General features: G+C 39.5%; 18 protein-coding genes. 6 read left to right on the top strand and 12 right to left on the bottom strand.

From position 1 onward, the window contains the following. Positions 1 to 96: 96 nt before the first annotated feature. From JMN32_RS21105 to JMN32_RS21130, 6 genes are all read right to left on the bottom strand, one after another. The gene (locus JMN32_RS21105; protein ID WP_202858369.1) at positions 97 to 1,506 is read right to left on the bottom strand and encodes a COG3014 family protein; all 1,410 of its coding nucleotides are present in this window, start codon (positions 1,504 to 1,506) and stop codon (positions 97 to 99) included. Between the two features lie 129 nt (positions 1,507 to 1,635). Beyond that, positions 1,636 to 2,226, bottom strand: a complete 591-nt coding sequence (locus JMN32_RS21110; RefSeq protein WP_202858370.1) for a penicillin-binding protein activator LpoB — start codon at positions 2,224 to 2,226, stop codon at positions 1,636 to 1,638. Positions 2,227 to 2,235: 9 nt separating this feature from the next. Then, complete coding sequence (locus JMN32_RS21115; RefSeq protein ID WP_202858371.1) at positions 2,236 to 4,596, bottom strand: TonB-dependent receptor; 2,361 nt, start codon at positions 4,594 to 4,596, stop codon at positions 2,236 to 2,238. 20 nt (positions 4,597 to 4,616) lie between these two features. Then, complete coding sequence (rpe, locus tag JMN32_RS21120; RefSeq protein WP_202858372.1) at positions 4,617 to 5,270, bottom strand: ribulose-phosphate 3-epimerase; 654 nt, start codon at positions 5,268 to 5,270, stop codon at positions 4,617 to 4,619. Between the two features lie 24 nt (positions 5,271 to 5,294). Next, entirely contained in the window at positions 5,295 to 6,893 is a 1,599-nt protein-coding gene (locus JMN32_RS21125; protein ID WP_202858373.1) for a S8 family serine peptidase, read from the bottom strand. A 30-nt stretch (positions 6,894 to 6,923) separates the two neighbouring features. Beyond that, the gene (locus JMN32_RS21130; RefSeq protein WP_202858374.1) at positions 6,924 to 7,625 is read right to left on the bottom strand and encodes a hypothetical protein; all 702 of its coding nucleotides are present in this window, start codon (positions 7,623 to 7,625) and stop codon (positions 6,924 to 6,926) included. Between the two features lie 270 nt (positions 7,626 to 7,895). Between JMN32_RS21130 and JMN32_RS21135 the strand changes: the two genes are divergently transcribed. From JMN32_RS21135 to JMN32_RS21150, 4 genes are all read left to right on the top strand, one after another. After that, positions 7,896 to 8,747: a DUF1571 domain-containing protein gene (locus JMN32_RS21135; protein WP_317191802.1), complete on the top strand. Its 852-nt coding sequence runs from the start codon at positions 7,896 to 7,898 to the stop codon at positions 8,745 to 8,747. A 688-nt stretch (positions 8,748 to 9,435) separates the two neighbouring features. After that, on the top strand, positions 9,436 to 9,933 hold the full coding sequence (locus JMN32_RS21140) for a tetratricopeptide repeat protein (RefSeq protein WP_202858376.1): 498 nt from the start codon (positions 9,436 to 9,438) through the stop codon (positions 9,931 to 9,933). A gap of 76 nt (positions 9,934 to 10,009) precedes the next feature. Next, complete coding sequence (locus tag JMN32_RS21145; protein WP_202858377.1) at positions 10,010 to 10,543, top strand: tetratricopeptide repeat protein; 534 nt, start codon at positions 10,010 to 10,012, stop codon at positions 10,541 to 10,543. Positions 10,544 to 10,575: 32 nt separating this feature from the next. Then, entirely contained in the window at positions 10,576 to 11,997 is a 1,422-nt protein-coding gene (locus JMN32_RS21150; protein WP_202858378.1) for an RtcB family protein, read from the top strand. Between the two features lie 108 nt (positions 11,998 to 12,105). Here JMN32_RS21150 and JMN32_RS21155 read toward each other — a convergent pair whose 3' ends face one another. The 6 genes from JMN32_RS21155 to JMN32_RS21180 form a co-directional block, all read right to left on the bottom strand. Beyond that, complete coding sequence (locus tag JMN32_RS21155; RefSeq protein WP_202858379.1) at positions 12,106 to 14,025, bottom strand: endonuclease; 1,920 nt, start codon at positions 14,023 to 14,025, stop codon at positions 12,106 to 12,108. A 303-nt stretch (positions 14,026 to 14,328) separates the two neighbouring features. After that, on the bottom strand, positions 14,329 to 15,567 hold the full coding sequence (locus JMN32_RS21160; RefSeq protein WP_202858380.1) for a sterol desaturase family protein: 1,239 nt from the start codon (positions 15,565 to 15,567) through the stop codon (positions 14,329 to 14,331). Between the two features lie 104 nt (positions 15,568 to 15,671). Then, entirely contained in the window at positions 15,672 to 16,490 is an 819-nt protein-coding gene (locus JMN32_RS21165; RefSeq protein ID WP_202858381.1) for a LytTR family DNA-binding domain-containing protein, read from the bottom strand. A gap of 244 nt (positions 16,491 to 16,734) precedes the next feature. After that, positions 16,735 to 17,970: an alpha/beta hydrolase-fold protein gene (locus tag JMN32_RS21170; RefSeq protein ID WP_202858382.1), complete on the bottom strand. Its 1,236-nt coding sequence runs from the start codon at positions 17,968 to 17,970 to the stop codon at positions 16,735 to 16,737. A gap of 242 nt (positions 17,971 to 18,212) precedes the next feature. After that, complete coding sequence (locus tag JMN32_RS21175) at positions 18,213 to 21,773, bottom strand: ABC transporter permease/M1 family aminopeptidase (protein ID WP_202858383.1); 3,561 nt, start codon at positions 21,771 to 21,773, stop codon at positions 18,213 to 18,215. Positions 21,774 to 21,776: 3 nt separating this feature from the next. Next, positions 21,777 to 22,667: an ABC transporter ATP-binding protein gene (locus tag JMN32_RS21180; protein ID WP_202858384.1), complete on the bottom strand. Its 891-nt coding sequence runs from the start codon at positions 22,665 to 22,667 to the stop codon at positions 21,777 to 21,779. A gap of 216 nt (positions 22,668 to 22,883) precedes the next feature. Between JMN32_RS21180 and JMN32_RS21185 the strand changes: the two genes are divergently transcribed. Beyond that, positions 22,884 to 24,011 carry a sensor histidine kinase gene (locus JMN32_RS21185; protein ID WP_202858385.1) on the top strand — a complete coding sequence of 376 codons (1,128 nt, stop codon included), beginning with the start codon at positions 22,884 to 22,886 and terminating at the stop codon, positions 24,009 to 24,011. After that, complete coding sequence (locus JMN32_RS21190) at positions 24,008 to 24,706, top strand: LytR/AlgR family response regulator transcription factor (RefSeq protein WP_202858386.1); 699 nt, start codon at positions 24,008 to 24,010, stop codon at positions 24,704 to 24,706. Before JMN32_RS21185 ends, JMN32_RS21190 begins: the two co-directional genes overlap by 4 nt. The last annotated feature ends 13 nt before the right edge of the window (positions 24,707 to 24,719 follow it).

A 24,719-nucleotide genomic window follows, 5' to 3' on the forward strand; every position in this document is an offset into this window, starting at 1 on the left:
TATATTTTTATTATTATAACTTCGAATAAAGGCCTTTTAACCTAGTAAATCAAATTTTACAGCCAAAAAAAACCGAAAAAAACGACATTTAAAGCCTCACCAATCCGGTACAGATTTGTAATCTAAGGCTGAATACGTCTGAAAAACAGTTTCTCCTTTTTGTACCTGATAATCAAAAACTTCTTCGTGTTCAGCTCCTGTTTGCGGAGATTTCAGTTTCAATGTTACCTTCTTTTGCCCTTCATCCAGTGGCACTCGAGTATAATAAATACTATGAGGCAGTGTCTGCCAATTTCTGGTATCTGCTTTTTCAGTTAGCGCATTAAAAAAACCTACCGCGGCCCCCAGTCCTTCATCTTCCTTTCTTGCCCCATGCTCTGCTGCCTTTTTCAGTGCAACCCTTAGCAGTGCCTTCCCAAACTCCTTCAACATTCTCTCTTTCAAACTTCTGAATGCTATGGCATTAACATCCTCAGCAAGCTCTAGCTTGTAACTTCTATTATTGATTTGAAGTGCTCCTTCAGTGTAGTACTCAGGTCTTTCCGTATACTTGGGAAATGCTACACGGAAAAATTCGAGGTCTTTCAGACTTGTAGATTGATCCTGTTCGTTATAAGGCACTGCAAAGGGAAAATTAAGCCCATATTCCTCATTAGTGAAGTTCACCATACCTCCTGCTCCATGCACCACTGCAAAATTGATACTCCACTCGCTCTTAACAGGCCCCAGACCATTGTTCCAGAAAAAAACAAGGCTACCACCATCGGCAGGCTTGTATCTATAGTCCTCCATACCAAATTCCTTCTTATACAAATCATACTCATCCATAAACCCGGTTAAGTAGGCCGTTCTTAACAGGTCCTCTTTCAACTGCCTGGGTACACTCAGGTTAAACATCTCCTGGTAATCATCGCGATAGATGCCTAATGCATTTCTATAAGCAATAAAAGCATTGTTATAATCTCTCTTAGCATCATAAATAATACCCATCAGGGTATGAATGAAGGCATCTTGTTGATACTTTTTCTCGCTTTTGTATTTATCACTCAGTTGATTAAGCCGAATATTAAGTCTACGACATTCCACAAGGGCATTATCATATTCACCGAGCTTCATAAAATTCATGGCTTTATAATAAAGCACCATCAGATTTTCATGGTCCTCCCCTCGGTATGCCGTGAAGGTGGGGTTGCTGAGCATAGCTGCTGCTTCATTCAAATAATTAGTACGATAATCTTCTGCATACAAATAGGCTTTTTCCAGGTATTTATTACTCTCACGGTATTCTCCCATAAGTGAAAGTACCACACCCCGGTTTAGGTAGTAAAGCAGACGCTCTTTACTTTTTTCAATCTTTTTCTCCTTTTTGGCCAATACTTTTTCAGCTTCCTCAAGTCTGCCTTTTTCAAAATTGGCATTAAACTCACGGTTAACTTCATAGTAAGTAGCACACGAAGTAAGCAAAATTAAAAGACTGAAAATGAGACTTTTATATAAACTTATCATTCAAAGAGTATGGCTAACTTTTATAAATAGACGAACAGATGCCCAATGGTGCGAGTAGAAAGCAGCAGGCTATTACCTGATAGGTCAGCTTTAACCTGCTGCAATGATTTTTAAAACGGAAGTATCAAATTAGTTTTCGATATACTTCTTAATTTCTTCCTGGCCATACCAAACTCTCTTGTTGGTTTCCATATCAGTAAGGTAAAGAGTGGTAATGTAGTTAACCACTTTCTTCTTGTTGTAGGTGTCTGTTTCAGAAGTCATAGTACCAAAAAGCATGAGGTCTGCACCATACTCTCTACCCCATCTGGCAGCTGTTTCAGGAGAAGCAAACTCTTGCTGATCGGCTCTTTCCTCTCTAAGCTTTTCACGGAACTCAGGAGATTCAACAAGATCAGCCAGCCCTGAATTGAATATTTCCAATTCAAATTTCTTGATATAGTTGTCGGAATCTATGTGCTCGCTGGTCTTGTTTTTAATATAACCAACAATGATAGCAGGTGTCTTACCATTATCACTGGCATACTGCTGATAGCGCGGGCTGTTCAGGAATTGCTGCACCATTTTGTTTGCCACCATCTTAGAATCCACATCGTTCCAGCGTCCACTAAGATCTATTTGCTGGTCTGGACTAACACGGGTAACGGATCTCTGAGAGCAACCAAAGGCTATCAGTCCGATTATAAATAAATACGAAATGCTCTTTAGTGAATTTTTCATGATTAACAGTTAAATTTTAATAGAAAGCTTTACATTCAAAAACCTTGCCGATAATGTATTGGGTACGGCAAATTGGTTATTGCTCACATCTGTAACCCAGGTATAAGATATGGCATTGGACACAGCCAATACATTCAATATCTCAGCACTTAAAGTCAGTAGTCGCTCCTCATCATACTTTTGCCTATTGAGGTAAAACAGTTTTGAGAAGCCAATATCCAATCTTCTATACGTATCTCCATTAAATACGTTTCTCTTTTCAAAGTTTTGCGGAGGGCCGAACGGTAAGCCACTGCCAAAGAATAAATTCAAGCTAACACGAAATGTTGGATTATTGGGCAAATGATCTTGAAAAAATACAGCAACGTTCAACCGCTGATCTGTTGGCCTGCGGATATACCCCCTTCCATCGCCTTCCACGTCTTCACGCGCATTCAACAGTCCGAGGCTAAACCATGACTCCGTGCCTTCTATAAACTCACCACTAACCCTCAGATCAAGCCCTGTAGCATAGGCCTTAGCATTGTTATTGGCATAGTAACGTACTTTAACATTGTCTATATCATAAGCTACAACATCACGTAGCCTTTTATAATAAAGCTCACTAATAAATTTAAAATCCCTGCCCCACCATTTAAAGTTATAATCCATACCACCGATGAAGTGTATCGATTTCTGAGCTTTAAGATCCTTATTAAGTACTCCGTCCGGACCTCTGAGTTCACGGTAGAAAGCTGGTTGCTGATAAACACCAACAGCAGCCTTGAACACCACATCTCTTACCCAATCAGTTCGATACGATACCTGCCCCCGCGGACTTACCAGTAGTTGATTATTTAAGGTCCAGTAGTTTAGCCTGACCCCATAGGTTGTAGTTACTCTTTTGGTAAGATCACTAGTATGCTGCACAAACCCAGTGTATTGTTGGCTGGAAGTTTCATTATCTGCCTGTAGAGATTCTATATCAATTACAAAATCAACAGAGTCCCTGAAAGTGTATTCATTAAGCTGATCATCAATATTTTGATAAGAGTACCCAAGACCAAACTCTACGGTATTTTTGGAATCAACCGAGTATACATTTCTGTTTTCCAGGTTAATTATGTTGGCCTCCAGATTATTTCTGCCATAGTCATAATTACTACCAATGCCTCTTACATAAACACACTCGTTGAAAGTATCAGACCCCAGGTTCTTATCTACATCACATAGCCTATAGGCCCCTTCCACATCAGTATATTCACGTTCAAGCGCATAGACTCCTGAAGCTATAAGCTCAGACTTAAATCGGTCTGAAAGCTTTCTTGTCAGTTTCAATCCTCCCTGATAGGTATCATACTCTAAAATCTCACGGCCAGCAAACCCTACAAATAGCCTGAAGGAACGATCAAACGTTCCAAACTCAGTTTCACGGCTTTGAGGTTGAACGAAATAGCGATTTCGGGCATATGAGGTTAATACGCCTATCGAGGTCTTGTCATCCAGTTTATAACTGACATAGGCCTGAAGGTCTGTAAACTTTGGCAGATACTCTCCCTGAGTTTCAAGCGTATTGAGTAAATATTGTGCAGATTTGTGCCTCACACCGGCTACATATGTAAATTTCTTAGATTTGGATGCCCCTTCTGCATGAGCCATTCCGCCTAGCAATCCTAAAGTAAGGGATGCTCCAAACGCCGAGGGCTTCTTGTAATCAACATTTAGTGCAGATGAGAGCTTATCTCCATATTTCGGCTGCCAGCCTCCGGCAGAAAACTCGACAGACTCAACCAGGTTGCTATTAACAAAACTTAACCCTTCCTGCTGTCCGTTACTAATTAAAAATGGTCTGTAAACGGGGATATCATTTACATAGATGAGGTTTTCATCAAAACTTCCACCTCTCACCGAGTAGGTAGATGACAATTCATTATTACTCACTACACCTGGTAATGTAGATAGTATTTTATTGAAATCACCAAAGGCCGTTGGCAGGCTTTCTAATGATTTGGGTTTGATTTTAGTGATACTGACCTCATCACGGTTATCCCTTTCTCCTTCTATTTGCACACCGGTAAGTACCTCAGTAGTTTCTACCAATATTACATGGAGTTGAAGAACTTCTCCTTCCTTAACTGTAACAGTACGTTTTTCCGGGGTATATCCAACGTGGGTGAATAATAATATGGCGGGTTCATTGGCTTCTATACCAATCTTAAACCCGCCTGATTTGTCTGTAAAAACACCAGAAGAAGAGCCTTCTTTCTGAATATTCACTCCCATGAGCGGCTTACCCTCACCATCTTTGACTATACCGTTAACTTCACCGGTTTGAGCCAGTAGCCCAGGAGTTAGTAATACAAAAAGAGAGAATATCAGTTTAAATTTCATCCAGTGCTTTTAGCTGATAACTAAACGTTCTTCAGGTTAGTTATTGTGTCTTTAGGATCAGAAGATTTGAATACGAAGCTTCCGGCTACAAGAATGTCGGCCCCTGCATCAAGAAGCTGTTTAGCGTTTTGCTGGTTTACTCCGCCATCAATCTCGATTAACGTATGAGCTCCGGCACCAGCTATAATTTTCTTTAATTGTCTAACCTTAGCATAGGTATTTTCTATGAATTTTTGCCCTCCAAAGCCAGGATTCACTGACATCAGACATACAATATCAATATCACGGATAACGTCTTCCAACAACTGTACATTGGTGTGAGGGTTGATTGCGACTCCTGCTTTACAGCCTAAATTTTTTATCTGCTGCAAGTTACGGTGTAAATGTGGGCATGCCTCATAATGTACTGATATGGAGGCCGCTCCGGCTTTATGAAAGGCTTCGACATAATTTTCAGGCTTTTCAATCATAAGGTGCACATCTAATGGCTTTTTTGCATGTGCATTGATAGCTTCAGTAACTGGTATTCCGAAAGAAATATTAGGCACAAATATTCCGTCCATAATATCGACGTGAATCCAATCCGCGTCGCTTTCATTAAGCATTTCAACTTCTTGCTGTAAATTGGCAAAATCAGCTGCCAATATTGATGGGGCTATTATCGGTTTATCCATGCCGCAAAGATAGAAAAATATGATTTAGTATCTTACAATTCTGTAACTCTCCACATTCTTCCCAGAATTGAGTTCAAGCAGGTAAAGTCCCTCTTTCACCCCATCCAACGAAATAGTGGATGGCATGGACACTGATGGTGCACCAACCTTATAAGTCCTGATCAATGAACCGGAAACATCATACAATTTTATATCTACACTTTCAACTTCGCTGGTCATTCTTATATTTAGCAAGTCTGAAGTAAGCGGGTTAGGGTAAACAGAGAAATCATGGGTCACTCCGTCCGCAATACTTGAAACAATGAATCTATAACTGGGAACACCATAACCATATTGATTATCAGGAACCGTGGTATTACTGCTGTTCTCCAGTATAAAAGAGATCAATTCAGTGTTAGTAAGGTTAGGGTATAACTGCCAGAGTGTAGCCGCAAACCCGGTGATCAACGGTGTAGCAAAGGAAGTACCCGTACCATTGATAATACTACCAAAGTCGTTAACCACGGCGGTAGCTCCTCCATAAGCCATTACTTCGGGTTTAATGCGACCATCTGATGAGGGCCCTAAAGAACTAAAGTTACTTATACTACCATTACTATCTACAGAGCCCACTGAAAGTATGTTTTCAGCATCCGCCGGTGCAGTAACATATTTCCATGTTTTGTTACCTTCGTTCCCGGCACTTACCACTACCAATAGCCCTCTATCCGATGCAAACTTGGCTGCCTGGCTGATAATGGTAGTTTTTCCATCCATATCTTTATAGGTATAATTCATACCGGGATCATCAAAATCAAAGTACCCAACCGAGCCATTAATGATATCCACTCCGGCACTATCTGCCTTTTCAGCAGCTATCAGCCAATTATACTCTTCTATTCGATATTCAGAACTGGCATCTTCTGTAACAAACAACATAAAGTCCGATTTGTAGGCACTACCCTCATAGGCGCCCGTCAGAAACCCTGCTGTTGCAGAAAAAACCCTGGTACCATGAGTGCTGTATTGATATACATTATTATTATTCTCTACCAAATTCCAGGCATAAAGCAACCTGTTCTCATTATATATATGTTGAAAAGCCTCAACCGTATTTACCCCTTTATAACCTCCGTCAAAAAAAGCTATCATCACCCCCTCACCTTTATATCCCTTTTCATGCAATAGGTCAAGGCCAAGCATTCCCAATTGAACAGCTGTAGATCCTTCTGTTTGATTTTCTTCTCCAACTTCTAATAACCTTCCTGATGACATGAGCTTTGATCCGGGGGCTATGTAAACTACAGAATCAACATAACCTAAAGCTTCTATTGAACTAATTAATCCTGCATCAGCCTGTATAAGTGCACCATTTAGCCATTTGGTGGTATAAAAAACCTCTGCACCAACACCATTAACACCCGCTATATAAGCCGGATCTACAGGCAGATCCGTAGTAGTTATGGGTATACCCTGGTCTTGTCTTCTGCTTATAGCCCTCGATGACAAAAATGCCTCAGGACTGCCCACGGTATATGGTGTATTTGCTTTGTCACTAAAAAAGACCATATATCGGTTTACCTGAGCATAAATACTTACGCTAAAACAAACAAGCAAAGCTGATATCAGATGTTTCTTCAACATATCATTTTCTTTTAAGATCCAGTGTTCAGGTTATTCACTACCATAAACGGTTAAATACTGACGGTACTCATGACCAACTTCTATCTGCTGTTGTCCCAAACAATCAGTGTCCGTACAAAACTGAAGAAAAACGTCCTCCTTATATACTAATCCAATATTCAGCCCGTATATTTCATACTTCCTATTAAGATCCACCACGAAGTCCTCATCATTCTCTTGAATAACCGTAAGGGTATTTTCAATAGTATCCTGAGCTGGTGTAATATACTCACTATAAAGGCTATCCATTTTATACTCAATAGAGTCTAATGAATTTAAAGCATTACCATTCCATGTCTTTCCAGTTTCAATCGGAAAAGAAATTTTAATATAAGGTATATTATCTTCAATGAGGACAACCTGATTACCATCCTTTCGAGCGGTCCACGCAGTTGAAAACTCCCATGGATCAGCCTCCGTATCCCGTTGCGAGTAATGAACTATATACGATATCGTACCTGCCTGATTTTCAAATGAGTCAACCACCGCAACCTTTCTCTGAAAATGAGAAGTTATCACCTCCCCTGTTATCTTATAATCGATGTTCTCCACTTCATAAATGCTATATGAACCTACGCTCAAAGGAAAAAAGGTAGTACCCAAGCGTTCTTCATCGGGCTCGATTGTATCTGTATCACAGGCCCAAAAAATCATCAAGAGAACAACAAGTAATAGAGAAAAGGTTCTATTCATATATAAATTCAATCGTCTTTTCAGCTTCACACTATTCAAATATAACTAAACTCTGCTAAACCTATCTATATATAACAATGAAAGCTCATTAACCCTATGGAAACATTTTTATAAGTTCTTAGTCATTAATAAGGTTATTTAAAAAAATTAATGCACTATGCCTTTAACTTTTTCGGAGTTATTGGTGTTTGAGCACAAACCCCTTGCTAACTCTTTGAAATAAGTACATTTAGCAAACCAGTTTGGGTAAACATTACAACTTTGATATACGTGATAAATAATTTCAACCTTACTCTCTGCGGTATATTTTTTCTGATATTTTCATTTTTTATTAGCAATGGGCAGACACTTTCCGGGCCTGAAGTAACACAAAAAATGTTTGCAGCCACCAAGGATATAAAGACGCTAATTTACAGAATGAAGAAAATAGAGCGTATAAAAGGAGAAATGACCACACAGGTCTCCTTTGTGAAGCTCATAAGAGAGCCCTTTAAAGTTTACACCAAACAAGAATATCCAAACGATGGCCTTGAGGTACTTTTCAAAGAAGGTGATAATTCTGCACTAATTAACCCTAATGGGTTTCCATGGTTAAACCTGAAACTTGATCCGCATGGAAATAGAATGAGGAAAGAGCAACATCACACCATCCATAATGCAGGGTACGATCATGTGGTATCTATACTAGAACACTTGTTTACCAAATACAATGCCGAAATACATTCACTAACATCCCTTGAGTCCACAATATGGAATAGCAAACCCTGCTGGAAAGTGGAGTTTCAAAACCCCAACTTTAAATATTCGAAATACACTGTTGGCCCAAATGAAACTGTTAATTCAATAGCTGATAAATACAAGCTCAGCAGCTACATGATATTAGAAGTAAATAAGAGCATTAATGATTACGATGATATCACTGAAGGGCAGATTATTACTATCCCCAATGATTACTCACCAAAAATGTCGTTAATGATCGATAAAGAAATAATGGTTCCACTGGTAATGAAGGTATACGATGACAAAGGCTTGTATGAACACTATGAATTCTCTGATATTAAAATAAATCCGACCATTACCGACGCCGAGTTTACGGAGGAATATCCCGATTATGGCTTTTGATAAAAGTATTTCCTACCCATCAACTTATAAAACAGGTAATTTCAAAGCCATACTTTCATGCCCTCTATCAGAATATCATAATCACAAAACACTACAAACCAAAAAGTTAAATATAAATTAACTTGAGTTAACTTAAATATTCATCAGTAAATCAATGTTACAACGTGTACTAAATCAACTATCTCTAGTATCTCATCGATTTCTACCAGTCAATAGAAAAAATTTAAAATTTCATTTGTTTCAAAAAAAATATTTTCCAATAATTGCAACATCAACGAAACAAAAATGGAAATGAACAAACCAAATATCAAATTTACGGAGTCAGGCAGCTTTGTCTGCGCTAGGTATTACGGTTTGGGATAATATAAATTATTAACAAAATATTATATAGACCCGGCTCGTAAGAACCGGGTTTTTTATTATAAGAAAATATGATTTACACAAAAGATCCAATAGCGCTCAATGCAATACAGCTTCATACCACATTCTTTTTATGGGGTTTCTGTAGCTACATTAGGATCGGTAAGTTTTATATACATTGATTTAGTTTTATTTCAACTATATAAAGCCCGGTCCTCTCAGATCGGGCTTTTTTTATTTAACTATAATCAATGTTTCATTATTTATAGTTATTGAAAGTGCGGTCTTTAAAATATAAGTGTTCAACTATTTAATAATTTTAGAAATAATGACTGTGCGAGTATTACAACAGTATGTTTTTGATGCCGAAAAGGCCTTTGAAAGACAGGAATGGCTCGAAGGGAAAGACCTTTTGCATGAAGCTCTTGAAATGGAGCCGGTTTATGCAAAAGCTCACAACCATCTTGGTTGGCTGCACCTTTACTATATAGTGGACTTTAAATTAGCCGAAATGCACTTAAAGTTAGCCTTGAAGTATGCTCCTGATTATCATGCTCCTTATATGCACATGGCACAGCTACTATTCGACATGGGAAAATGGCAAAAATTAGAACAATTACTAAATAAAGCCATGCACGTAGCTGGTGTTCAAAGGTCATTTATTTACAATGACTTAGGAAGGCTATACGAAGTACAAGGTGAATATAGCAAAGCGATAGACCATTACAAGTTGGCTGCACGCCATACTTTGGATAATCAGGAGATTGATGGCATACGTGGTAACATTAAGCGAACACGTAAAAAGAGATGGATGCTATTTTGGTAAAGCCAGGCTTGTAATGTCTGGCAAAAATTAACCCGATTGTCCTCATAAGGGACATTAACCGAACAAAAGAAATGTAATGGACGATATTTTACTCAATACAGAAGAATACATACTTAAAGCAAAGGATCACATAGACAGCTGGGATTACATCCAAGCCAAAAGGCTATTGATGGAGATACTTGAAGATCAGCCCGATAACGGGCGAGCTCATCAATTGCTTGGCTGGATCTATGCCTCTCAGCTCAACCAATATGACATGGCTGAGATCCACTTTAAGATGGCAATCCGTTTTGAACCGTATCATACTACCACTTACAGTGATTACATCTATCTTTTAAAAATGACCTCTAGGTATAAGGAGATGGTTGAATTCGCTGAAAAAGCTGAAAAAATAAGAGGTATAAACCTAGCCTATATACAAAGGAACAAGGCTGAAGCATTTGAAATGCTTCGTGATTATAATAATGCAGCTTCCACTTACAGCGAGGCTATTATCAATGCTCTTGATGAGGATCTGATCAGTAGCTGTGAACGCGGAATAGAACGAATTGCCAGAAAAATAAAAATTAAAGAGCAACTAGACTACAATGCTACTCTTGATGTAGCCTGATGTAGTCGCTCAGGAAACGTTAATGAATAAAAATGGCAACTACAAAAATATCAGGAAAGGAACTCAGGCAACTGGGTTATCCTGAAGGCAAAGTAATAGGCATTGCTATCAAAGTGCTTGAGGGTAAATACAAAGGAAAGAGTAAAAAACACAAGCTTGAGTTACTGGGCAGTGTAATAAAAGCCCCGGAGTATTACCTCAAACATGATTCTCTGGCCCCTATTGCAAAAAGTCTGATTATAAAAACTGAGCATAACGAAACCGTTGAGCTAAACAAAAACCGGCTTGATTATCACATATACGGAGCTGAGGGCATCGAGCCTGGTGCAATCAACCAGATGGAGATAGCTATGAAGCTCCCTGTAACCAAGGCTGGTGCTTTAATGCCTGATGCTCACCAGGGGTATGGTTTACCTATTGGCGGTGTATTGGCTACTGACAATGCAGTTATCCCTTACGCTGTAGGGGTAGACATTGGCTGCAGAATGTGCATGACAGTATATGATATTCACCCTGAGTTCTTAGAGCAAAACAGTGAGAAGCTGAAAAAGATGCTCATAGATAACACAAAGTTCGGCAATGAGGTTTTTAAGCGCCCAATGGACCATGAAGTGCTGGAAAGAAATGACTTCAATGAGATAAACATTCTCAAATCACTGAAAGACAGAGCTTACAGCCAAATTGGAAGTTCTGGTGGCGGTAACCACTTTGTAGAATTTGGTGTAGGAGAAATCACTGACGCAGATAATGAATGGCAACTGCCAACAGGCAAATATCTGGCGGTGCTCTCCCACTCCGGTTCTCGCGGACTGGGTGCCAATATAGCCCGTCATTATACCAAACTGGCTATGGATAAGTGCAGGCTTCCAAAAGTAGCTCAGCACCTGGCCTGGCTAGGACTGGATACCGAAGATGGTATTGAATACTGGAACGCAATGAACCTGGCAGGAGATTATGCTTCAGCATGCCATCATCAAATCCATGACAGGCTATCTGCCTCCATAGGAGAAAAACCGCTAATGATGGTTGAAAACCATCACAACTTTGCGTGGAAAGAGCTTGACAGGTTTGACAATGAAGTGATCGTTCACCGAAAAGGTGCAACCCCTGCAGGTAAAGGCGTATTAGGTATTATCCCTGGCTCCATGACATCTCCAGGCTTCATTGTAAGAGGTAAAGGACTGGTCGATTCTCTTAACTCGGCCTCTCACGGAGCCGGAAGGGTCATGTCAAGACGTAAAGCCAAGGAGACATTATCTAAAAACGAAGTAGACAGACACCTGAAACAGGCTGGAATTGAGGTGATAGGTTCAGGACTGGATGAAGCCCCAATGGTCTACAAGAACATCTATCAAGTAATGGCACACCAAACTAAGCTTGTTGATGTGCTTGGCACTTTTACACCGCGTATCATTAGAATGTGCGGTGATAAAAGGTTTGGAGAGGTTGATTAGCCCTGATCTGATACCAGGTGTATTATCTGATGCAATACACACCTCAGACAAAAAAGGACCCGCCTGAATCTTAAGCGGGTCCTTCTTTTTATCTCATTTCTGTTCTCCTTAATCTTCAATGATCAGCTTTCTGCTCATCACTTTATCAGCGGTGAATACCTTAATGATGTAAAGAGAATCTCGTTTTAGGAAAACAGGGATATCTGTAACCGGAGATTTATCTCCTGCACATTTAAAATTAATAACCTCTCTGCCTGAGGCATCAAAAATAGTTACATTAACAGGATTAACGTGTCCGTGATTTACCAACAAATGTTTCTCAGAATAAGAGGTAGTAATTGAAGCTACATCCTCTTCACCTGCAGTTCGTGCCAGTAAAGAGCCTCCTCCCCATATGCTTGCAACATATTCAGGGTGATCAACAAACGGGTTTCTATTACCCTGATGTGCATAGGCTGCTTCATTCCTGGCAATCTCTTTCGCACTTACAGGATCGGCATTATGCCATGCTATAAACATATTAAGCGCCCAAGTTTCAAACACCTTGTTGCTCGTCCCATCAAGAACTGCATTACCGTAGGTGCTGTTAGTTTGCCATGAACCTATGGCATTCTCATAACGCGTAGCCATATAAAATGCAGCTCTTGCTAAATCTCCTTTAAACTCATCGATGGGTTCGAACACGGTACCACTATACCCAAGACCTGCTGCGGCGCTACCTAATTTACTTCCGTTGGAAGAAGTATAGCTAGCAGAACCTACTTCGCCATAAGGGTAGCTGCTACGCCTTCCATTTACATATCCATCAGAAGCAAAAATATGGTGTACATCCGAATTCATTGGCTCAATAGAACCACCAAACCAGCTTCTAGGGAAAGAATGCTCTCTGTTATAGCATGATCCCTCACCTGAGTAAGTACCACACTGGTCATTTGACTTGGTATAATTATAAGGGTCATTGCCATTCGGGTTTTCAGAGTAGATATCGAGGATAGTGCCATCATTCTCATAGTAATTATCCAACTCATGAGAATTATAGAATGTCCAAAGTGCGCCGTACCCTTGAGCTGAGTGACCTTTAATGATGTTATACAATGCAGTTTTTAATGTATAGCCAGTTAATCCTGATGCACTACTATAGTAGTCTCCAGGATTTCCGCCTCCACCTCCACCTCCTCCACCGGAGGAACCTATGGTAAAAGAGGTAGTCTCAGAAGAACCGAATGCCCCTCCAGATGCCAGCGTTGTGCCTTCTGATGTTAAAGCATAAGAACCATTACCATATGAACAGCAAATACCATCTCCATAAGAATCGTAAATCACAAAATCATAATTACCTTCTTCAAGGCAGAATGTGCCTGTATAGGTTGTATTGTTGCTGTAGTTATCACCAGAATGCAAAGTGGCACCGGCCCCACTTTTAATAACCCAGCTTGTTTCTGATCCATAGCTATCTGTTTTTAAGGTAAGAACCACATCGGTGCAACCGCCAGTACCGCCACCGGTACCACCACCGCCGCCGCCGCCGGAAGTTGATGTAGGTTCAAAAAAATCAGTATAAACTACCTCAGAACCATCAAACCCTGACACATCATAGAACCTTAAGCCCACTTCTATGCTTGACGATGATGGCGTGTAAGCAAATGAGATCTGCTGCCACTGATTGATGATTGACGGATCAGAATAATTCTGATATCCATCTACATACAACCGAGCTCTTACGTTACCTTCAGTATGGTATACCCATACGGAAAAGGTATAATTTTGCCCAGAAGTTACACTTACGGTTTGTCTCAGGTCTGTATTTCCCTGAGTAGAAGTGTTCACGGTAATTTTAGCTGAGCTACTTCCTTCTTTCGTAACTGAAGTGTTTTCGCTTATTGAAATACCTCCATCAATGGTGGTCCAACCATCAGGTGTAGTACCTGTCCAGTTTTCAAAAGAGCCGTTCGTTACTTGAGAATAAACGGAATGAAAAGAAAGAAAAGAAAGAAACAGACAGACTAAGGTCTTGTAAATGTTTTTCATTAGGTTTAGGTTTTAGTTTGAATTCTCGTGCAATATAAAAAAATATTTTTGACATTAAATCAATATATTGTATTAAGCATATATGAAGGTATTGTAACGAAAAAGACCACATAACTAATAACTGCCTAATAACCGTCCCAAACATAGCCTAATGCCGTATCAACATTAACTACGTCACTGCGTTGAAATAACGCGAAGAGAGCGACGCCCCCGATCACAAAGAAAGACCCATTAACGATTAAACTCGTTATCCATGATCAGAAGAATTCCCGTCGCCCTCCAGCGCAATAGCATATAAGATTGCTAGCTGCGAGCCATTGCTCCCTCCCTAGCCACCGCTATTGAAAAGTATAATATACTTATGCCTGAAAGCATCAGTATCACTATGGTTGTCCAAGTTTGATAGTTAGATACTCCCGAATCATGTAAAACATATACCAGACTTATTGCTGTGGCTAGTATACGGACAACTTCCAGTGACTTAGCCCAGGGTTTAGATTCCAGAATTGCTCCCCAGCTAATGATCATCATAAAGATGTTTACAGACAGTATAACTCTGTGCCAGTATTCAAATGGTAACTGCAGGCTGATAGTGAGGTATAGTACAACCAACCCTAACCCTATCTGAGCTATGAGGTACTCTTTAGACTTTTGCAGCGGTGTGCTGATATATTTGGTTTGCTCGGAACGGTTATAACCAATACGTCCTCCCTTAAAGTGTGGTTCCAGATCTCTTGGGCGCCAGCCTATTGGCATAAACCATATCCTGATCTTATCCCAGAAATATTTAGTGGCTTTTGCATCATTCCAGAGCTGACTCCAGTATTGAAAATTGATATGTATAGGGTCCCATGTTCGGGGTGGATGCGTTACGCCATAACACACTTCCTCCACCTCTTCCTCGTAGGATCCAAATATCTTGTCCCAGATGATTAAAAATTCTGAGAAGTTCTTATCAATATATTGTGGGTTTACACCGTGATGCACTCTATGGTGTGAAGGGGTAACAAAGTACTTTTCCCACCACCCCATTTTATTAATAACTGCAGTGTGGTGCCAATATGCCAATAGCAAATGTACAGCTGCCATAGAGTACACTGCCTCCGGACTAAAGCCTACTACAACCAATATCCAGTCAAAAAACAGAAACTGAAACAGTCGTTGTGTAAAGCTAGCCCTTATGCCAACCGATAAATTCATTTCTTCTGATGAGTGATGAGGCATATGTGCAGCCCAAAAGACATTGATGGTATGCCCTAAGCGGTGAAACCAATAAAAGACGAAGTCCTGTAGTAAAAGTAATAAGATAAGGGTATACCATGTGGCAGGAATACTTAAAGGTGTAAGCTCATAGAGCCAGCCATAAAATTTATATACAAAAAAGGCTACTGCCAGGTTTACACATTGGTTGCCAATACCTGTTCCCAGATTAGTAACTGTATCCTGAAAGGGATATTTACCATTGTTAGCCCTGGCACAGTAAATTATTTCAGCAACAAGAAGAATCACCACAATGGGTGTGATAAAAGCGTAGACATTCATATAGTAAAAACGGTTTTATTATTAAGCTAAATTTAAACCGCCACCCATTGAATAATCAATACACAATCGGTCTTTGTGGCCAATGAACCCCGTTTTGTGGTGAATTACCCCTTAAAAAGGAGGTCTTTAATATTGTTATAATATGTTTTGGACAATGGAATTTCCTCTTCAAGTCCGCTCAATTTTATGGAAGCCTTCTTCTGACTCCCTTCCACATCAACCAGGTGTAACGGGTTGATAAGGTAACTTCTATGACATTTCAGCAACGCAGGAAGCTGCCCCTCTATCTGCGCCAGGGTGCTTCGTAGTAATGTCTCTTTTAAGTCAAAGTCTGAATCTATATATTTTATGACTACATAATTATCAGATGATCTCACATATAGAATTTTACGCTGATCCATTTCCAGAACATCGGCCTTAACATTTCCTCTTATAGTAACATGAAATAGGTCGGACCGCTCATATACTTTGCCATAATAATACCTTAACCAGCCCACGCCGGGTAAGAATATAATTGTAAACGGAAGTGTGACCCGACCGGTGAAAGACAATATATCACTCCAGTAATAAGCCGTGCTTTTTATAACAACCAGATCATACCAATAGACAAAGATGGCAGACAGGACAAAAAACAAAATATACATAAGGGTTTCATCCCTAAGTGTCCACTGTTGCCTGCTTTGAAATAAAACCGATTCCGACAGCAATACGGTCATATAGGCCAGAAAAACCCCTGAGCTATACCCCAAGACCAGTACTTTGGGACTCTCACCAGTTTTAAATGGTTCCAAAAACAAAAGCACAAAAGAGATAGTTATAAAGAAAAACAAAGCAACCTTCAGCTTGGTCCTCCAACCTTTTACATAAGGATGTGGGTTTATCAAAATTTGAATGTCCCGGATACGGTTCAATGATAAGATCATTTATATTAGATTACCTGAAATGTTAATATAAAGAAATCTTTAGAATCTTCACCCCTATCCTGAAAGCAGTATAGGTGATGGGTTAAAATTCATTTTCACACAACCGTAATTATCATCGAGAACCTGACTTTTATGAAATCAACAGAAAATTATCATATTAAATAACTTTTCGCTCTAATGTCAAATTAAAATCTCAATAAGGCGAAGTTAGGCTCTGCTTTGGTTCCTAATAGATTGCACATGATTACTTCAACTGTCTCAGCTGCGCCCGGTACTTTTCCAACTTAGAGTCATTATTCTCTTCGGCTTCTGCCACTGCCTTTTTATAATTCTTAATGGCCTGCTTCTTATCACCTTTACGCTCATAAGCATGACCCAGGCCACAAAACATTTCTGCCATATACGCTTTATTCGGATATTTTGTAATACCATGATTGAAATAGCGAATAGAATTTTCGAGGTCATTATGTTTAAGGTAGAATTGCCCGAATCTGTTTTGCCAATAAGCTGAGGCATATCGTCTTGTTGTAAGCACATCTGCAAATTCGGTCATAAACAGTTCAAAGGCTTTGAAATTATCACGGTGCCAGGCAAGCCATATCAAGCTGTTTTTGGTATTGTTATCTATTTCTGTTGGCAACCCAAACCGCTCTCCCCGATCTATATAATACTTCTTGATTTCAGGAATACCTCCGAATGTATTAAACTCATCGATACTGCTGAAAGCCAGTGAAGCGAAATTGTGATAGTAAAATTTAAGCCCCTCATAAATAGATACATAAGCCAAAGACTCATGCACCTCTTCATTAAATAAACGGTACTCCCATACTAAGTTTGGTAAATTGCTTTGACCAAGAACTACAGCAGCCTGGTTAGAAGCATCAATATTGTAAATATCCTTGATGGTATTGGCTATGTAAAGATACTTTTTGCTTTCTGCTTCCTGGGTGGCCAGAGCATTAGCCATTTCTGGGGTAATGTACGTGCCATTTGTGGCAATACCCCCCTTGAATGTATCGCCTTCACCGAACAGGATATCCGTAACCAAAGCTGCACTACTCTCCCAGCCAAAGAGTAAGCGCTCATCGGAAGTACGGTATTTATCATCAACAAAAGAAACTACTTCATTCCCAACAAACTGCTTAAGCTCCTGCCAGTGGTAAATAAACAGGCTATCCCGTTCAGGCCTGGGCATATTTATACCTACGATAAGCATCTCGGGAAGCACTAGTTCACTTCTTAGTGTTTCTTGAATGGCGATGCCATTGTAGAAATACCACTGCCCATCCATGATATAAAGTGTAGGGTAATGTTTGTCTTTATTCTTATCGTAACCCGAAGGAAGATAAATGAAAATATCCCTTTCTGAGTTTAATATCTTTGAGGTTATTGAGTGAGTTTCTATAACAGGGTGAATACCTTTTGTATAAGCTTTTGAAGCTATCAGAATAAGGATAAAGGTGATTAGGGTTTTGTTCATGTTAATTAGATTTCCCCTTAATATATCCCTTCCGTGAAGAAAACCACATTTCCAAAAGAGTGTTTAACAAATAGTTAACAACTATTATGGTAAAACTAACGGTATTCCGGCACACCTAATCATTATACTTTATGAAGAAGAGCTCAAAGAGTCTCCGAACTCTGTGGAATTAAGACAAAGAAAGCAAAGCCTACCCCTTTCAGAAAAGCTCTGCTTTCTAGTTAATCACAAGAATTATCAAGCTACAGTTCCTCTACATTGTCAAATAAGTTTTCATCACTGCGGGTACCATAAGGATCGATAGCTACATGCGTTGGGGCATTATCAACGATAATACTCAAATGAAGTTCATTTGAATTAACCCGATGTGGTTTCATATATAGCACTGATTGCTCTTCGGTAATTTCTTTAGGGTGCTTTGTGAAAATTCCAACCATAATTGGTTCATTAATTGACACAGGCCGCGGCTCACCATCTTCGTCTGTCTTAAATCGACTTGTAGCAACATCTATATCTACTTTGAATTGGCCGTTTTCCAAAGGAGTAACTGAAGCATCCTTAACGGACAGGTTGTAGGTAATCACTCGCTTGAACCAATCATCTACCAATGAATGATATTGCTGAGGAGTTACTTTGTACAGTTCTTCCATCAGATCCAGAGAGGTTACGAGTAGTTCATCTTTTTTCCTGTAGCGTTCTGTAATGGTTTTAAGCACTTGATTAAGCTTACCTTCACCTATCAGGTCTCGTATAGCCATCATAACGGTAAAGTGCTTCCCATAGGCCAGATAATTCTCTCCACCCTCGAGGTAAATTGGGGGTTCTGGTTCTGATGCAAAAGCACGCCCCTTGAAATAGCTATGGTTAGCCGTTTCGCTTATTTGCCAGGTAGCTCCTTTACCATACATTTTTTCCATTACCACCGCTTCAGTATATTTTGCAAAACCTTCAACAAAAATGGATCCCCCTTCTACTATTCTAGGAGTTAATATCATTCCCCACCATTGATGTGCTACCTCATGTATAGTCCGTTTGCTTACCAGATCAAACCCGCGTGTATCCCGAATATCCACAAGGTAAAGCCTATCTTCCACCATGCTTATCACCCCCGGCATAGCCATTCCTCCAAAGGATCGATATGCTGGAATTTCAGCGATGCGAACATGCCCAAAAGGGTAATCTCCAAAATGCTCAGTGCAATACTTCAGGGTTTGTTTCGTGCTTTCTTCTATCTTATCCAGATTATATTCATGCCCACGATGATAATATTGCTCTATAGCTATGTTATTAAAGTTGCTCTTTCGTACTTCATAGCCGGCAGATAAATAAGCTATGGTGGGCAAAACATTAAAAGCGGCTTTATAATGAAAATATTTCCTTCCCTGATCTTCCCATTGCTCAATCAGTTGCCCTGTAGAAATAGCGGTCTGATCACTCTCTGTTGAAATAATAGTTTCAAATGATGTTTTGCTGACCTTAGTATCAGTTTTAAGCAAATGACTTTCTGTATCATCTTCAGATTCCCTTTTGGGTAACTTTCGCTTTTTCCTCTCAAAGTCATCATAAATTTCCATACTGCTGTTATACCCCAACTTAGGCTCATAGTCTCTAAATGAAACGTAAGTACCATTGTTAACAATGGCATGATCTACCCTGTACGGAGATGATATTCTTTCAAGGCTATAAGTCATTACTAGATCCTGTCCGGGCTGGATAGCCGGATCAAACTCAAAAAGATATGCTCCACAAATGGTATCACGGATTATTAACTTACCCTCTCCAAGTGCTAAAGATGTTAGAGGTATCCTTTCATTGATAAAAACTTCACTTAAAGCTTGCTTATTGTTATTTCTTAGTATATGCTGCCCATATATGGTGTATCTGTTCTCAGAAGGGTAAAGGTCAACCTCAGTATAAACATCAACATAACTTAATCTATCCAGACTGTCATAGTGCTTATACTCCCTCTCATAATGTTCCTTGATATCCAAATTTTCGGTAGAGCTGATATATTCCCCTTCAACACTAGTGTTATAGTAAATCTTAAAGGCTGACGTCAAAAAGGCAAAAGCAAACATTACAAGTGTCAAACGCTGCTTCCTTGTCCATCCATGAAGTATGTTAGCATACTTGAATTTTATATCAGATATTACGCCACGCTGTAACCATCTGAAGGATAATAATGCTAATAAGCCACCTAACGCCCACCAGTATACCGTATAATCATGAAATGCTGCCACCTGTACTGAATACCCATTCATTTCAGTGTACTTGGGTATAGGGTTTATCCCCAACCTAAACATAGGGTATTCAATACCAATGTATGTGGAAAACGTTCCTAACATTAGGATCAGCAAACCAGAAAGTCCCATCGCAACATACTTATTAGGAAGTACGCTTTGTATAAAAAGTGTAAGCAAGCCATAAAACAGCAGGCTGGAACCCTGATAATAAAACATTAAAAGGTACAAGTCCCACTCAAAGTTATAATACCCTGTATACCATTGGAAAAGTACACATATCAATATCCCTGATGATATTAAAATAAACGGCAAAGCTAGCACTGAAATCAGATTTGACAGGAAAAATATGGTATTCGAGACAGGCGTAGCATCTATAACGCCTTCAAATTTGAATTCCCTGTTTCTCCAAACAATCTCCCCGCAATAAAAAACAATTAGTATCAACGCCAGTATTCCCAATGGGCGAGAAAGCAAGTCTATTAATTGACTTGTTGTAGCATATAAGCTGTCGTGGTAGTCCCCACCTTCCACAACTCTGAAATAAATTTCTGAAAATTCGATAACTGACCAGACTAACATAACGCCGACAAATGGCAGGCTTTTAAAGACCCCTTTCAGGTTACTGATGACTAAAAACCTGAGTGCTGACCACTGAAAAAAATGATTAAAACTTAGGTGTGCGGACTCGTAAGGCCTGACCATAACATTCTCCGATCTCTCATCGTTTTTCTTTTCTTTTTTTTCGCCAGGCCTGCGGAAAGAAAAAGCACGGTAAGCCACAACCAGGCACAAGATAGCAATACACATCCAAAGCAGCCTGTTCAGGAAAAGAAGGCCTGTAAAGGAAAGTACCTCATTGTTCTTCTGGTAAGCGGTCCAAAATTGTGTCTGCTCAAAGAAGGCAGCTAACCCAAACGGATCGGCCAATGCAGCCATCATCAACCCATCAGGTGTAGCTGGAACGGACGCAGCCATAAGAGGTGAGTTCAAAACCATAGAGCTGACCATATAAAGCATATAAATAAAAATACCACTAGCATAAGTTGCCAGGTTATTCTTAGTTAGAAGTGCTACCGAAAAAACCAATGCTACGCAAATAAACATATTGGGCATTACAAATATCACCCAAGTTTGTAGGTAATCTAAAAAGTTAAACGGCATTACTCTGGATGGATCTAATGAAGGTGAAAAAGTACCTGCTACGTGCCCAATCAGGAATGCAGCAAAGGTCAGCAGACTAAAAGTGTAAACCCCTACAAGCCTACTCAAAAAGTATTGCCACTTGGATATGGGCGTACTGTATAAAATACTCTCCATGGTATGCTTTCTATCCCTTATTACCCCACTGATAGCAAAGAACATAACGATAAATACGCCACCTAAAGTCATGAGCCCCGTGTAGAAATGCAGTTGATAACCCGAATTAAAATTAACGTTGGCCGGTGCATGTCCCATACTTCCTATAAGCAGCCCATAAGACAAAAACACCAAAGACAGCAGTAACAAAGCACGTTGCTTACGTTGATACAAGCTTTCGAATTTTATCAAATCTAAAATCATATCTTATTGATTTACAAAATTTTTATTATCATATATTGAAGTAAAATACACATCTTCCAACCCAGGCGTACCTGGTTCAAAATCATAGCCCGGTGCTGAAGATGATCTAACCCTTACCTGAGTTTTGCCTGAAACCAACCGGGTAGATATAACATTAAGACACTGCCTAGAGCTTTGTAATTGTGCTTTATCCATAACCCTGATCCACACCTGCCCCTCAAGCTCCGCAACTAGTTCTGCGGGTTCTCCTGCCTTAATGATACGCCCACTATCCATGATGGCCATTTTAGAGCATAAACCATGGACATCCTCCACGATATGAGTAGAAAGTATGACTATAACATTCTCCCCTATTTCACTCAGTAAATTAAGAAAGCGGTTACGCTCTTCCGGGTCGAGGCCTGCGGTGGGCTCATCTACGATTATGATCTTTGGGGCTCCCAAAAGTGCCTGAGCAATACCAAAACGCTGCCTCATGCCTCCTGAAAAGGTATGCACTGACTTCTTTCGGTGTGTATACAGGTTAGTTTGTTGAAGAAGGCTTTCTACTTGATTCTTACGTTCTGTTTTACTACTTATACCCTTTAATACCCCTATATGATCCAAGAGCTTTTCTGCAGATACTTTCGGGTACACGCCGAACTCCTGTGGCAAGTACCCCAGCCATTTTCTAATTTCCTCAGGCTTTTGCTGTATGTGATGTTCATTGAAACTGACCATTCCTTGATCAGGTTGTTGCAAAGTAGCTATGGTACGCATCAATGAGGATTTACCTGCGCCATTAGCACCAAGAAGACCAAACATTCCATTAGTAATGGTGAGCGTAACACCATCGAGCGCCTTAACCCCATTAGCATAAGTCTTTGTCAAATTTTCAATTTTCAGAGTATTCATAGCAGTTTATTAATTGATCAAATGAATTTTGATCGAATGTATACTCTCCTCTTGAGGCTTGCTAAAAAGTGTGATCAGTTCAAGGCATTCAATAACAGACAGCTCTGCTTTCTAAATCAATATCAATTCAACATAAAATCAGTTTTATTCATATCGATAATAACCATGTTCATCAAGTTAATTAGGTAGTTCTTGTATACCTGCTAATTTTGAGGCATGATTAAATGGTTAAAGCAATACAAGGGTTTCTTTATAGGCCTGATAGTAACCTGCATCCTTATTGAGGTATTAGTTGCTATTGACTTCATACTGATAGATAAAAGTGAGGTAGCAGTCAATATTTTGCTATTTCTATTTTGGTGGATCATTATCTCCTTGCCATTTCATTTTAGTGGGTATTTAAAAAAGAAGAAAAAAATAGTTTTTAGGATCATTGGTCTTATTTCACTCTTGGTCTTTACCTTATGGATTGATTCATACCTGAGTATTCCTGACAACCCGATATCGATATTCTTGATCATTACTTTCTGGATGGGCTTACTTTATTTACTCGCTCCTATCTTTTTCAGCAAGTACCGATTATACATCCTAACTCTTTACATCTTTTTGTTTAGTTACTGGACATATGTCAGGTTATTTTCTGAAAACTTTGAACACTATCTTAAGTTTGAGAAAGGCTTTGCCTTTACCTTATTAGTGCTTCCCATACCTATATTTTTTATTCTTTGGGGGTATGAGCAGTGGAAATGGTTAAAATCACTGAAAGCAGATAAAGCCGCAGCTGAGCTGGCCTTACTTAAAACCCAAATCAATCCACACTTCTTCTTTAATACCCTGAATAACTTGTATTCGCTTACAGTCAAACATTCTGATGAAGCACCAAAGGTGATATTAATGCTTTCAGACATGATGCGCTATACCATTTATGAAGGCAAAAAGAGCTTCGTGCCTATTCAGGAAGAGATTAAATACCTCAATAACTACATTGACCTGCATAGAATCAGGTATCATAAGAAGGTAAATATTAATTTTGAACATGATGTCGGAGATGACGATCAAATCGCTCCCTTACTTTTCATTATACTGCTTGAAAATGCCATTAAACATGGAGTGGAGTCCTTATCAGATGGGGCATATATTAAAATGAACCTGGTTAGCAACGGCAAAACAATGCATTTTTGTATCCAGAATAATTTTGACCCGACCATAAAAAGTGAGGAATGCGGCATCGGTTTAGAAAACTTAAAACGTAGGTTAGCCTTGATATATCCTGAAGAGTATAAACTTACAGTAACCGAGCGGAACAATACCTTTAAAGTTGACTTAAACATAAACATCAAATGATCAATTATATTATCGTGGATGACGAGCCTCTTGCTCATGAACTTATAGAAGAGTTTTGTGGCATGCTGCCCCACCTTAACCTAAAACAGCACTGCTACAATGCTATGGAAGCAATGCAATACTTAAGCAGTGCATCCGTGGATATTATGTTTCTGGATCTTAATATGCCAAAGCTTAAGGGTTTTGATTTTTTAAGAACGCTGCCCAATCCACCTCAAGTTATAGTAACTACAGCATATAAAGAATTTGCCCTGGAGGGGTATGAACTTAATGTTGTAGACTATTTACTGAAGCCCTTTAGCTTCGAAAGGCTGGTACAAGCTGTAAACAAAGCAGTTGGTACAATGCCCTCCGTATCTCCCGTAGCTAAACAGGTGCCTCCCCCTGCTTTGCAGTCTAGTTTCTTTATTAAGGGCGACAAAAAATACCATCAGGTTTTCACTCAAAATCTCCTATTTGTAGAGGCATATGGAAACTATACCAAGCTACATTTAACGGATAGCATGATCATCAGCCATGAGAAAATTTCTCACTTCGAAACGCTACTACCTGAAGGTCAATTCTTAAGGGTGCATAAGTCATTTATAGTGTCTTTGGACAAAATACAGACCATTGAAGGCAACAGAATCAAAATAGGGCAGCACGAAATACCTATCGGACAGACGTACCGAAGTGTTATCAGCAGACTTTTATAAGAGTTACCCTCTA

Origin of the sequence: Fulvivirga marina, from assembly GCF_016775155.1 — a bacterium.
GTDB classification, from domain to species: Bacteria; Bacteroidota; Bacteroidia; order Cytophagales; family Cyclobacteriaceae; genus Fulvivirga; species Fulvivirga marina.